Consider the following 12,524-nt stretch of genomic DNA (forward strand, 5'->3'; position numbering starts at 1 on the left):
CTGGCAGATATCGGCACATATGGCTAGATTCGATGCATGGCGGACACCGTGCGAGAAATCGAACGGAAGTATGCGGCCACGGACCGCACCCGGCTCCCCGACCTGACCGCGGTGCACGGGGTCGCCGCCGTGGTGGAGAAGGAGCCTGAGATCCTCGACGCCACCTACTACGACACCGTCGCCCTGCGCCTCACCGCGCACGGCATCACGCTGCGGCGGCGGACCGGTGGCCACGACCCCGGCTGGCACCTGAAGCTGCCGGCGGGGCCGCACGCGCGTGACGAGATCCAGGCGCCGCCCGCCGTCGAACTGCCCGGTGACCTGGCCGGACTCGTCCGCTCGCGGGTACGCGGCGCGGCACTGGTGCCGGTCATGCGGCTGCGGACCCGGCGCGTGCGGCGGCAGCTCGTCGGCGCCGACGGCGCGGTGCTGGCGGAGATCGCGGTGGACGCGGTGCGTGCGGAGCGGCCGGGCGGTGCGGGCGGGGCCGTCACCTGGGCCGAGATCGAGGCGGAGGTGACGGCCGGCGGCGGTCCCGGCCTGCTGGACGCACTGGACGCCTGCCTGGTTGCGGGCGGAATCCGGCGCAGCGACGCCCCTTCCAAGCTCGCCCGCGCCCTGGCCGCCACCGCCCCCGTGGCGCGCCGGGTCGAGCGGCCCCCCGAGCGGAAGCGCTCCACCGCGACCGCCGGTGACGTCGTCCTGACCTACGCGCGCGAGCAGGCGCGGGTCATCGTCGCGCTGGATCCGGCGGTGCGGCGGGAGCTGCCCGACGCGGTGCACCGGATGCGGGTCGCGACGCGCCGCCTGCGCAGCACGTTGCGCTCCTGCCGGGCGGTGCTCGACCGGACGGTGACCGACCCGGTAGCCGTCGAACTGAAGTGGCTGGCAGGGGAGTTGGGCGCGGACCGGGACCGCGAGGTGCTCGCCGCGCGGATCCAGGACGGGCTGGCGGCGCCGCCCGTGCCGCCGTGCGCCGAACCGGCACGCGCCCGGGTCCGCGCGTGGTCCCGGGCCCGCAGGAGCGGCTCGCGACGGCAGGTCGCCGTGGCCCTCGACGGGCGGCGCTACCTGGCGCTCCTGGACACCCTGGACGGTCTGCTCGCCGACCCGCCGCTGTGCAAGGCGGCGGGCCGGGCCCCGTGCAAGGTGCTGACGAAGGCCGTCCGCAAGGACTTCGCGCGGCTGGCCCGCCGGATGGCCGATGTGCCTGCCGCGCCGGCCGGGCCGCAGCGGGACCTGGCACTGCACGAGGCGCGCAAGGCGGCCAAGCGGGCGCGGTACGCGGCGGAGGCGGCGCGCCCGGCCCTGGGCGGGCGGGCCGAGCGGTTCGCCCGCCGGATCGCCGACCTGCAGCAGTTGCTGGGCGACCACCACGACAGCGTGGTGGCGCGCGAGGCACTGCGTGAACTGGCCGGTGCGGCGCAGGAAGCAGGGGAGAGCGGATTCGCGTTCGGGGTGCTCCACGGCCGCGAGGAGGCGGTGGCGGCGGACCGGGAGCGGGAGCTGCCCGGCCGGTGGGCGAAGGCCGCACGGTCCGCCCGCCGCCTGGGCCTGACGGGCTGACGGGCGGCCGGCGCGCCGCCCGTCGTGACCCGGAGCGCACCATTGATCACCCCGGGCACACGTCAGGGCCGCCCCCTCGGGCACGTTAGGCTTGAGGGTCACCCCCCGCCCGCTGACGAAAGATCCCACGATGCCTGTCGAGTCGGTCTTCCCACGCCTGGAGGCCCTCCTCCCGCACGTCCAGAAGCCGATTCAATACGTCGGCGGCGAGCTGAACTCCACCGTCAAGGAGTGGGACGACTGCGACGTCCGCTGGTCGCTGATGTACCCGGACGCGTACGAGGTCGGCCTCCCCAATCAGGGCGTCATGATCCTTTACGAGGTCCTCAACGAGCGCGAGGGCGTGCTCGCCGAGCGCACGTACAGCGTGTGGCCGGACCTCGAAGCGCTGATGCGCGAGCACGGCGTGCCGCAGTTCACCGTCGACGCGCACCGCCCGGTCAGCGCCTTCGACGTGCTCGGTGTCTCCTTCTCCACCGAGCTGGGTTACACCAACCTGCTCACCGCCCTGGACCTCGCGGGCATCCCGATCGAGGCCAAGGACCGCACGGACGACCACCCGCTGATCCTCGCGGGCGGCCACGCGGCCTTCAACCCGGAGCCGATCGCGGACTTCCTGGACTGCGCGGTCGTCGGCGACGGCGAGCAGGCGGTGCTGGAGATCACCGACATCATCCGTGCCTGGAAGGCCGAGGGCCGTCCGGGCGGGCGCGACGAGCTGCTGTTCCGCCTCGCGAAGACCGGCAGCGTCTACGTCCCCAAGTTCTACGACGTGGAGTACCTCGCCGACGGGCGCATCTCGCGCGTCGTGCCGAACCGCTCCGGCGTCCCGTGGCGGGTGTCCAAGCACACCGTCATGGACCTGGACGAGTGGCCCTACCCCAAGCAGCCGCTCGTCCCCCTGGCCGAGACCGTCCACGAACGGATGTCGGTCGAAATCTTCCGTGGCTGCACCCGCGGCTGTCGTTTCTGCCAGGCCGGCATGATCACGCGCCCCGTACGGGAGCGAAGCATCACCGGCATCGGCGAGATGGTGGACAAGGGGCTGAAGGCCACGGGATTCGAGGAGGTCGGCCTGTTGTCGCTGTCCTCCGCGGACCACACCGAGATCGGCGAGGTGGCCAAGGGCCTCGCCGACCGGTACGAAGAGGACAAGATCGGTCTGTCGCTGCCGTCGACCCGCGTCGACGCCTTCAACATCGATCTTGCCAACGAGCTGACGCGCAACGGCCGTCGCTCGGGACTGACCTTCGCCCCCGAGGGCGGCTCGGAGCGCATCCGCAAGGTCATCAACAAGATGGTCTCGGAAGAGGACCTGATCAGGACCGTCTCCACCGCCTACGGCAACGGCTGGCGGCAGGTGAAGCTGTACTTCATGTGCGGCCTGCCCACCGAGACCGACGAGGACGTCCTCCAGATCGGCGACATGGCGGTCAACGTCATCGCCGAGGGCCGCAAGGTATCCGGTCAGAACGACATCCGCTGCACGGTCTCCATCGGCGGTTTCGTGCCCAAGCCGCACACGCCGTTCCAGTGGGCCCCGCAGCTCTCCGCCGAGGAGACCGACGCCCGGCTGACCAAGCTGCGCGACAAGATCCGCGGCGACAAGAAGTACGGCCGCTCCATCGGCTTCCGCTACCACGACGGCAAGCCCGGCATCGTCGAGGGCCTGCTCTCCCGCGGTGACCGCCGCATCGGCTCGGTCATCCGCGCCGTCTACGAAGGCGGCGGCCGCTTCGACGGCTGGCGCGAGCACTTCTCCTACGACCGCTGGATGAAGGCCGCCGACGAGACGCTGCCCGCCTTCGGCGTCGACGTCGCCTGGTACACCACCCGCGAGCGCACGTACGAGGAGGTCCTGCCCTGGGATCACCTCGACTCCGGCCTCGACAAGGACTGGCTCTGGGAGGACTGGCAGGACGCGCTCGACGAGACCGAGGTCGAGGACTGCCGCTGGACCCCGTGCTTCGACTGCGGCGTGTGTCCGCAACTCGACCTCGACATTCAAATCGGGCCGACCGGCAAGAAGCTGCTGCCGCTGTCGGTGAAGTGATCGCGAGCAGGGCGGGCGTCAAGTAGCCCTGTCGGAAAGGCAGTTCGGCCCGGCCACCGGAAATGCGGTGGCCGGGCCGACGGCTGTGCGGAGACACTGGTGCGATGCCGCAGCTCATCGCACCCACGGTCCGCGTACAGGCGTCCTTCCTCCAGGCCATGGCGGAGTTCCGCGCCGAGGGCCGGGGCGAGGAAGGCGACGGCTCGGCGGTGGCCCGCGAGATCAGGGCGTACGCCGACCGGTGGCACGACCCCGCCGTCTTCGCCGAATACGCCGCCTGGCTGCGCTCCATGACCGAGGAGAAGACCGCCGTGGCGCTCGGGTACGTCCCCTGCGACAACCTCTGGTACGTCGAAGGCGACACCTACCTGGGCCGCCTCGGTCTGCGCCACCGGCTCAACGACTTCCTCTGCGAGTACGGCGGCCACATCGGCTACGACGTACGCCCCACCGCCCGCCGCCGCGGCCACGCCACCGCGATGCTCCGCGCGGCACTGCCGTGGGCCCGCACGCGCGGCCTCGACCAGGTGCTGGTCACCTGCGATGCCGCCAACGAGCCCTCCCGTAAGGTCATCGAGGCGTGCGGCGGCGCGTTCGACGACCGTCGCGGGGCCAAGCTCCGCTACTGGGTGCCCACGGGTGCCCCGGCGGAGCGCCCGCGCAGGTGAGGCACGTGATCGTCAGGAAGTGAAGGACCGGGGGAACGGCGCATGGCATACGGGGGCGACCACACACGAGGGCCGGCGGCCGGGCACGGGCCTCCTGCGGGCGCGGAGGGCTGCTGCCTCGCCCAGGTGATCAAGATCCCGGTGCTGATCGTCCTGGTACCGCTGCGCCTGCTGTGGGAGGCGCTGTGCTGGACCGGCCGGGCCGTGGTCGCACCGGTGGCGCTCTGGATCCACCGGTGGATCCTGGCACCCCTGGGACGGGCGGTCGCCTGGCTGGCGCACCACCTCGTCGTCGTGCCGGTGGCGTTCCTGGTCCGGTACCTGCTGGTGGTGCCCGTGCTCTGGATCCACCGGTGGATCCTCACCCCGGTGGGACGGGCGGTCGCCCGGCTGGTGCACCACCTCGTCGTGGTGCCGGCCGCGTTCCTCGTGCGCTACCTGCTCCTCGTACCCGCCCAGTGGGCCTACCGGTGGATCCTGACGCCCCTCGGGCACGCGCTGGCGGCGCTGTTCCGCCGGCTCGTGGTGATCCCGGCCGTCGCACTGTGGCAGTACGTGCTGTGGCCCGCCCTCGGTGCCGTCGGCTCGGTGCTCGCGTCCTGTCGGCAGATCGCCGGGCAAGTGGCGCGGGCGGTCGGCCGGTGCCTGGGGGCGCTGTGGCGGTGGCTGGTCGTCGCGCCGCTGCGCTGGACGTACCGCTGGGTGTGCACTCCGGTGGGCCACGCGATCCGGGCGGCGTGCGGGCCCCCGTTGCGGGCGGCCCGGGACGCGGCCCGGGAGGTCGGCAGGGCGCTCTTCGGGGCGTAGCGCGCGGGAGGGGCGGGAACCGCAGCGCCACAGGACGCGTACTCTGGGAGACGGTCCGGTTGTGAACCGCCGCCGTTCCGGCGGCGGCGATCCGGGCCGGACGGCGCGGTGAAAGCGCCGGTCCGAACGTTCCCCGCGCGTGCGGGGGTGGCCACATCGGCCGCTTGATACAAGGAGAAGTAGCACTGGGCAAGCGACAGCCCGAAGGCCCGCCGCCCGCACCGGCGGTGCAGCGCATTCGTCTGCGCTACACCAAGCGCGGCCGCCTCCGGTTCACCAGCCACCGCGACTTCCAGCGCGCTTTCGAGCGGGCGCTGCGCCGCGCCGGGATCCCCATGGCCTACTCGGCGGGCTTCTCGCCGCACCCCAAGGTGTCGTACGCCAACGCCGCCCCGACGGGTACCGGAAGCGAGGCCGAATACCTGGAGATCCAGCTGGCCCAGCACCGTGACCCGCAGCAGGTGCGCGAGCTGCTGGACGCCTCGCTGCCGGCCGGGCTCGATGTGACCGACGCCGTCGAGGCGCGGACCAGCGGGCTGGCCGACCGGTTGCAGGCATCGGTGTGGGAGCTGCGGCTCGAAGGAGTCGACCCGGCGGCGGCAGGACAGGCCGTCGAGGCGTTCCTCGCGGCCGGCGAAGTGCAGGTCGAGCGCCGTACGAAAAACGGCATGCGGGCTTTCGACGCACGTGCGGCGGTGGCCCGCCTGGAAGCTTCCGCAGGAGAGGGCGATAGGCCCGACGGCAATGCCTGTGCGATACTGCGGCTGGTTGTTCGGCATTTGACACCTGCCGTACGACCCGACGACGTCCTGTCCGGCCTCCGAGCTACGGCCGACCTGGCGCCGCCGGTCCCCGCAGCGGTGACCAGGCTGGCGCAGGGGCTGCTCGATGAGGAGACCGGCGCGGTGACCGACCCGCTAGCGCCCGACCGCGACGCTGCCACGACCGCCCCACCCACGGCCGCCGGGCAGAGTGCCGCGAAGGCGCCGAGTGGGGCCTCCCCGGCGAATTCCGGGGAAGGTACTGCGTAGGAGCGCCGTCGTCGCGTCGCCGATCAACCAGGGAGCCACCCCGGTGCGGCAGACGCACTGACCAGGAGACTTTCGCCGGTCCCCGACCTACGGGCCCGGCGAGCGAGACGACAGCTCCCGTGCGGCGCCCACGCCCCGGACTGCGGAACCGCGCTCATTACGCGGTCCGCGGCCGGAATCAGGCCCGGCGCCCGGGAGCGTGACGGGAGAACCGCCCGCATGCTCGAATCTATTGAGCCCACCGAATCCACGCAGTCCGCGGACCGTGGTGCCGACGACAACAATTCCCCCAGCGACACACTGCCGCCGCGCCGCAGGCGCCGTGCGGCATCCCGGCCCGCGGGCCCGCCGACCGGTGACGCCGCTGCGCCCACGGTCGTGAGCGCCGAGGCCGCGGCCGAGCCCGCGGTACGGCAGGAGGCGGCCGCCGAGGCGACCGCTGCCGCCGTCACCTCCGGCGAAGACGCGGCACCGGCCCGCCCGCGCCGCCGTGCCACCCGCAAGGTGTCGGCTCCGGCCGGCCCCCCGCAGGCCGACGCGGAGCAGGCACCGGCCGCCGCTGCGCCCGCCGCACAGGCTCCGGCCGCGGACGCGGCACCGGCCGATGAGGAGGCGCCGCGCGGCCGTACCCGCCGCCGTGCCACCCGTAAGGCCACCGCGCCGGCCGGTGCGCCGCAGACCGCAGCCGAGGCACCGGCCGCCGTCGAGACTCCGGCCGCCGCTCCCGAGGCGGAGGCCGCCGAGGCGCCCGTCGTTGCCGATGAGGCGCCCGCCCGGCCCCGTCGCCGTGCCACCCGTAAGGCCACTGCCCCGGCCGGTGCGCCGCGTGGTGGTGCCGATGAGGCCGTGGCCGTCGCGCCCGCCGACGAGGCCGCGCCGCGGCAGGACGCCGAGGAGAGCCAGGCGCCCGCCGAGGACGCCAAGCCCGCACGCGGCCGCCGTCGTGCGACCCGCAAGGTGACCGCTCCGGCCGGTGCGCCGCAGGACGCGGAGGAGCGCGCGCAGGAGGAGACCGTCGAGGCCGCCGAGGCGCCCAAGCGGCGTGCGCGCCGCCGGGGCGAGCGGGCCGCGGAGCCTGTTGCCGAGGCGCCGGCCGCCGATGAGCAGCCCGCGAAGGAGGCGCCGGTCCGTGGTCGCCGCCGCGCGCAGCGTCCGCCGACCGCCGTCTTCCAGGCGCCGGTCTTCACCGAGCCGATGTTCCAGACCCCGGAGAGCGCGGCCGCGGCCGCCGCCGCGGCGCGTCAGGAAGCGGAGACGGCCGAGCCCGAGCAGGTCCGCGAGGAGCAGCCGCAGGCCGCAGCGCGCAAGCGCCGCCGCCGTGGTGAGCGGGCCGAGCCCGAGCCGGTGGCTGCCGCCCCGGCGCCGGTCGAGCCCGAGGCCGTGGCCGTCGCCGAGGACGAGGAGCCCGAGGAGGAGGCCGAGCAGCGCGAGAGCGGGACCGACGACGAGTCCGGCGACCGCCCCTCGCGCCGCCGTCGCCGTGGTGGCCGCCGTCGCCGCCGCGGTGAGTCCGCCGACGCGGACGAGCAGGCAGCCGACGGCCGTACCGCCGAGGTGCGGGACACCGCCGACGTCGAGGCCGAGGCCGAGGACGAAGCGGCCGCCGACGAGCAGGATGGCGAGGACGACGACCACACCGGTGGCGGGTCCAGCAGCAGCCGCCGTCGCCGTCGCCGCCGCCGTCGCAGCGGTGACGCCGGTGAGGCCGAGGGCGCCGCGAACGGCGACGACCCCGAGCGCACCGTCGTCAAGGTCCGCGAGCCGCGCAAGAAGGACGAGTCGACCAGCGCCGACGAGGTGCAGTCGATCAAGGGCTCGACGCGTCTGGAGGCCAAGAAGCAGCGTCGCCGTGAGGGGCGCGAGCAGGGCCGCAGGCGGGTGCCGATCATCACCGAGGCGGAGTTCCTGGCGCGCCGCGAGGCCGTCGAGCGGGTGATGGTGGTCCGCCAGAGCGGCGAGCGCACCCAGATCGGCGTGCTGGAGGACGACGTCCTCGTCGAGCACTTCGTCAACAAGGAGCAGTCGACCTCGTACGTCGGCAACGTCTACCTCGGCAAGGTGCAGAACGTCCTGCCGTCGATGGAGGCCGCCTTCGTCGACATCGGCAAGGGCCGCAACGCCGTCCTGTACGCGGGCGAGGTCAACTTCGAGGCGCTGGGCATGGCCAACGGGCCGCGCCGCATCGAGACCGCGCTGAAGTCCGGCCAGTCCGTGCTGGTGCAGGTCACCAAGGACCCGATCGGCCACAAGGGCGCCCGGCTCACCAGCCAGGTATCGCTGCCCGGCCGCTACCTCGTCTACGTGCCCGAGGGCTCGATGACGGGCATCAGCCGCAAGCTGCCGGACACCGAGCGGGCCCGGCTGAAGCAGATCCTCAAGAAGATCGTTCCCGAGGACGCGGGTGTCATCGTGCGCACCGCGGCAGAGGGCGCGAGCGAGGACGAGCTGGCGCGGGACGTCCAGCGGCTCCAGGCGCAGTGGGAAGAGATCCAGAAGAAGGCCAAGAGCAGCAGCTCCAACGCGCCGACGCTGCTCTACGGCGAGCCGGACATGACCGTCCGGGTCGTCCGCGACATCTTCAACGAGGACTTCTCCAAGGTCATCGTCAGCGGCGGGGACGCCTGGGAGACCATCCACGGCTATGTCGCGCACGTCGCGCCGGATCTCACCGACCGTCTGCAGAAGTGGACTTCGGACGTCGACGTCTTCGCGACGTACCGCATCGACGAGCAGCTGATGAAGGCGCTGGACCGCAAGGTCTGGCTGCCCAGCGGCGGTTCGCTGGTGATCGACAAGACCGAAGCGATGGTCGTGATCGACGTCAACACCGGGAAGTTCACCGGTCAGGGCGGAAATCTTGAGGAGACCGTCACCAGGAACAACCTGGAGGCGGCCGAGGAGATCGTGCGGCAGCTGCGGCTGCGGGACCTCGGCGGCATCGTCGTCATCGACTTCATCGACATGGTGCTGGAGTCCAACAGGGACCTCGTGCTGCGGCGGATGCTGGAGTGCCTGGGCCGGGACCGGACGAAGCACCAGGTGGCCGAGGTGACCTCGCTGGGTCTGGTGCAGATGACCCGTAAGCGGGTCGGCCAGGGCCTGCTGGAGTCGTTCTCCGAGCCCTGCGTGCACTGCAACGGCCGCGGCGTCATCGTCCACATGGACCAGCCGACGTCCGTCGGTGGCGGCGGCAAGCGCAAGAAGAAGGGCAAGGGCGGCAACGGTGAGCGGCACGAGCCGGCCGTCGAGCAGCCGGTGGCCGAGGAGGCGCAGGAGCTGGAGCCCGCGCCGGTGACCGAGGCGGAGCTGCAGCCCGCGGTGGCCGACGCCGACGAGTGGTTCGGCAGCCCGGCGGAGGCCGAGGCGGCCGCCGGACGGGTCCGTGGCCGTCGCCGTGCGAGCCGGAAGGCGTCCGCTCCGGCGGGCGCGCCGAAGGCCGCCGAGGCCGCGGCGATCGTGGTGCCGACCGCCGAGCCGGTGGCCGAGCAGGCGTCGGAGCCGGAGCCCGCCGAGGCGCCCGTCGTGGCGGAGCCCGCACCGGCCCGTCCGCGCCGCCGTGCGACCCGTAAGGCGACCGCTCCCGCGGGCTCGCCGCAGGTCGCCGATGCCACCGCGGCGACGGTCGTGGTGGCCACGGAGCCGGCCGCCGAGCCCGCTCCTGAGCCGGCCGCCGAGGCGCCGGCCGAGAGCGCCGAGGCCGCCCCCGAGGAGGCGGCACAGCCCGCGGCGAAGAAGACGGCGAAGAAGGCGGTCCGCAAGACGGCCGCCAAGAGCGCCGCCACCAAGACCGCGGCGAAGAAGACCGCAGCGAAGACGGCGACGGCCAAGAAGACGGCGGCGAAGAAGACCACCACCGCCAAGAAGGCCGCCGCGAAGAAGACGACGACGGCCAAGAAGACCGCAGCCAAGAAGACGACGAAGGCGGCGGCCAAGAAGACCGCTGCCGCCGAGCAGCCCTCGCTGCCGTCGGTTTCGGCCGCCGCGGAGGACTGAGCACCCCTGCGGGTGCCGGGCGGACCGCGCCCCGGGTCGGGTGACCCGGGGCCGGTTTGACCCCCTGGTCAAGGCCCCGTAACCTTGACCGTCGGTGTCTGTGACGCCAAACCCCTGAGCAAACACCTCTCGGTTCGCCGAGGGAGGCCGCTCGTCCACTCGGATTCCACGGGCCTTTCCCTAGCCCGTGTGAGCGGCTGGCATCAGAGGATCGAAACCTAGCGAGAGAGAGTTCCGCGTGTACGCGATCGTGCGCACCGGCGGCCGTCAGCAGAAGGTTGCTGTCGGCGACGTCATCGAAGTTGACCGTATTTCCACCAGCAAGGTCGGCGACACCGTCGAGCTCTCGACGCTGCTGGTCGTCGACGGCGACTCGGTCACCAGTGACCCCTGGGTCCTGGCCGGCGTGAAGGTCCAGACCGAGGTTGTGGACCACCACAAGGGCAACAAGATCCGGATCCAGAAGTACAAGAACAAGACCGGTTACAAGAAGCGGATCGGCCACCGCCAGCTCCACACGGCGCTGAAGATCACCGGCATCGACGCTCCGGCGAAGTAAGGGACTGAGGAGACATGGCACACAAGAAGGGCGCATCGTCCACTCGGAACGGTCGCGATTCCAATGCTCAGCGGCTCGGCGTGAAGCGCTTCGGCGGTCAGGCCGTCAACGCCGGTGAGATCCTGGTCCGCCAGCGCGGCACCCACTTCCACCCGGGCACGGGCGTCGGCCGCGGCGGCGACGACACCCTGTTCGCCCTGGCTGCGGGCGCGGTGCAGTTCGGCACCCACCGTGGTCGCAAGGTCGTGAACATCGTTCCGGCCGGCGAGTAATCAGCCACCGGGCGAGAGCTCAGCAGTAGCACCACTCCGAGGGCGGACCGCCTTTTCCCGTGCGAGCGGGAAGGCCGGTCCGCCCTCGGCGTGTTAGTACAGAGACATTCCCGTAGTTATCTGGAGGCACCCCACCATGACCACCTTCGTGGACCGCGTCGAGCTGCACGTCGCCGCGGGTAACGGAGGCCACGGCGTGGCCTCCGTGATGCGGGAGAAGTTCAAGCCGCTCGGCGGCCCGGACGGCGGCAACGGCGGCCGCGGCGGCGACGTGATCCTGGTCGTCGACCAGGACGTCACCACGCTTCTCGAATACCACCACCACCCGCACCGCAAGGCCACCAACGGCCAGCCCGGCGCGGGCGACCACCGTTCGGGCAAGAACGGCCAGGACCTGGTCCTGCCGGTGCCCGACGGCACCGTCATCCTGGACCGTGCGGGCAATGTGCTCGCCGACCTCGTCGGCCAGGGCACCACCTTCATCGCGGGACAGGGCGGCCGCGGCGGGCTCGGCAACGCCGCGCTGGCCTCCGCCCGCCGCAAGGCGCCCGGTTTCGCGCTGCTCGGTGAGCCGGGCGAGGCGCGGGACATCGTCCTGGAGCTGAAGACCGTCGCGGATGTCGCGCTGGTCGGCTACCCGAGCGCGGGCAAGTCGTCGCTGATCTCGGTGCTCTCCGCGGCCAAGCCGAAGATCGCCGACTACCCGTTCACGACCCTGGTGCCCAACCTCGGTGTGGTGACGGCGGGTTCGACCGTCTACACCATCGCCGACGTGCCGGGTCTGATCCCGGGTGCCAGCCAGGGCAAGGGCCTGGGCCTGGAGTTCCTGCGGCACGTCGAGCGCTGCGAGGTGCTCGTGCACGTCCTGGACACCGCGACCCTGGAGTCCGAGCGCGACCCGGTGTCCGACCTCGACACCATCGAGGCCGAGCTGGCGCTGTACGGCGGTCTGGAGAACCGGCCGCGGGTGGTCGTCCTGAACAAGGTCGACATCCCCGACGGCAAGGACCTCGCCGACATGATCCGCGGTGACCTGGAGGAGCGCGGCTACCGCGTCTTCGAGGTCTCGGCCGTCGCCCGCCTGGGCCTGAAGGAACTGTCCTTCGCGCTGGCCGAGATCGTGGCCACGGCCCGTGCCGCCAAGCCGGTGCAGGAGGCCACCCGGATCGTGATCCGCCCGCAGGCCGTGGACGACACCGGCTTCACGGTCACCGAAGAGGCCGAGAACCTCTACCGCGTGCGCGGCGAGAAGCCCGAGCGCTGGGTGCGGCAGACCGACTTCAGCAATGACGAGGCCGTCGGCTACCTCGCGGACCGGCTCAACCGCCTCGGCATCGAGGACGCGCTGCTCAAGGCCGGTGCGCGGACCGGCGACGGCGTGGCGATCGGCCCCGAGGACAACGCCGTGGTCTTCGACTGGGAGCCGACGATGGCGGCCGGCGCGGAGATGCTCGGCCGGCGTGGCGAGGACCACCGCATGGAGGCGCCCCGGCCCGCGGCCCAGCGCCGCAGGGACCGTGACGCGGCGCGCGACGAGGCCGACGAGGAGTACGACGGCTTCCGCCCGTTCTGATC

At 72.6% G+C, this 12,524-nt stretch carries 9 protein-coding genes; all 9 read left to right on the top strand.

The annotated features are described in order from the left end of the window. The first annotated feature begins 36 nt into the window (after window positions 1–36). The 9 genes from LIU39_RS04725 (at window position 37) to obgE (ending at window position 12,522) form a co-directional block, all read left to right on the top strand. Window positions 37–1,566, top strand: coding sequence for a CYTH and CHAD domain-containing protein (locus LIU39_RS04725; RefSeq protein WP_227044916.1), 1,530 nt, complete (start codon window positions 37–39; stop codon window positions 1,564–1,566). 130 nt (window positions 1,567–1,696) lie between these two features. Further along, complete coding sequence (locus LIU39_RS04730) at window positions 1,697–3,619, top strand: TIGR03960 family B12-binding radical SAM protein (protein ID WP_227044918.1); 1,923 nt, start codon at window positions 1,697–1,699, stop codon at window positions 3,617–3,619. Window positions 3,620–3,723: 104 nt separating this feature from the next. Beyond that, complete coding sequence (locus tag LIU39_RS04735) at window positions 3,724–4,287, top strand: GNAT family N-acetyltransferase (RefSeq protein WP_227044920.1); 564 nt, start codon at window positions 3,724–3,726, stop codon at window positions 4,285–4,287. A gap of 42 nt (window positions 4,288–4,329) precedes the next feature. Continuing rightward, a complete protein-coding gene (locus LIU39_RS04740; protein ID WP_227044923.1) occupies window positions 4,330–5,094 on the top strand; it encodes a hypothetical protein in 765 nt (254 codons plus the stop codon). A gap of 227 nt (window positions 5,095–5,321) precedes the next feature. Then, window positions 5,322–6,125, top strand: coding sequence for a TIGR03936 family radical SAM-associated protein (locus tag LIU39_RS04745; protein ID WP_227044925.1), 804 nt, complete (start codon window positions 5,322–5,324; stop codon window positions 6,123–6,125). A gap of 219 nt (window positions 6,126–6,344) precedes the next feature. Beyond that, the gene (locus LIU39_RS04750; protein WP_227044927.1) at window positions 6,345–10,118 is read left to right on the top strand and encodes an Rne/Rng family ribonuclease; all 3,774 of its coding nucleotides are present in this window, start codon (window positions 6,345–6,347) and stop codon (window positions 10,116–10,118) included. Between the two features lie 238 nt (window positions 10,119–10,356). After that, window positions 10,357–10,677, top strand: coding sequence for a 50S ribosomal protein L21 (gene rplU / locus LIU39_RS04755; RefSeq protein ID WP_227044928.1), 321 nt, complete (start codon window positions 10,357–10,359; stop codon window positions 10,675–10,677). A 14-nt stretch (window positions 10,678–10,691) separates the two neighbouring features. Beyond that, window positions 10,692–10,949 (top strand): 50S ribosomal protein L27, encoded by a 258-nt coding sequence (gene rpmA, locus LIU39_RS04760; protein ID WP_227044930.1) that lies wholly within the window; start codon window positions 10,692–10,694, stop codon window positions 10,947–10,949. Window positions 10,950–11,085: 136 nt separating this feature from the next. Continuing rightward, window positions 11,086–12,522, top strand: coding sequence for a GTPase ObgE (gene obgE / locus LIU39_RS04765; RefSeq protein ID WP_227044932.1), 1,437 nt, complete (start codon window positions 11,086–11,088; stop codon window positions 12,520–12,522). Window positions 12,523–12,524 lie beyond the last annotated feature (2 nt).

Source organism: Streptomyces pinistramenti, from assembly GCF_020564935.1.
GTDB classification, from domain to species: Bacteria; Actinomycetota; Actinomycetes; order Streptomycetales; family Streptomycetaceae; genus Streptomyces; species Streptomyces pinistramenti.

What these genes read in the sequence shown, in the direction of transcription:
- LIU39_RS04735 (WP_227044920.1), top strand. Translation starts at nt 3,724, where the DNA reads ATGCCGCAGCTCATCGCACCCACGGTCCGCGTACAGGCGTCCTTCCTC.
- rpmA (WP_227044930.1), top strand. Translation starts at nt 10,692, where the DNA reads ATGGCACACAAGAAGGGCGCATCGTCCACTCGGAACGGTCGCGATTCC.
- LIU39_RS04725 (WP_227044916.1), top strand. Translation starts at nt 37, where the DNA reads ATGGCGGACACCGTGCGAGAAATCGAACGGAAGTATGCGGCCACGGAC.
- LIU39_RS04750 (WP_227044927.1), top strand. Translation starts at nt 6,345, where the DNA reads ATGCTCGAATCTATTGAGCCCACCGAATCCACGCAGTCCGCGGACCGT.
- LIU39_RS04740 (WP_227044923.1), top strand. Translation starts at nt 4,330, where the DNA reads ATGGCATACGGGGGCGACCACACACGAGGGCCGGCGGCCGGGCACGGG.
- obgE (WP_227044932.1), top strand. Translation starts at nt 11,086, where the DNA reads ATGACCACCTTCGTGGACCGCGTCGAGCTGCACGTCGCCGCGGGTAAC.
- LIU39_RS04730 (WP_227044918.1), top strand. Translation starts at nt 1,697, where the DNA reads ATGCCTGTCGAGTCGGTCTTCCCACGCCTGGAGGCCCTCCTCCCGCAC.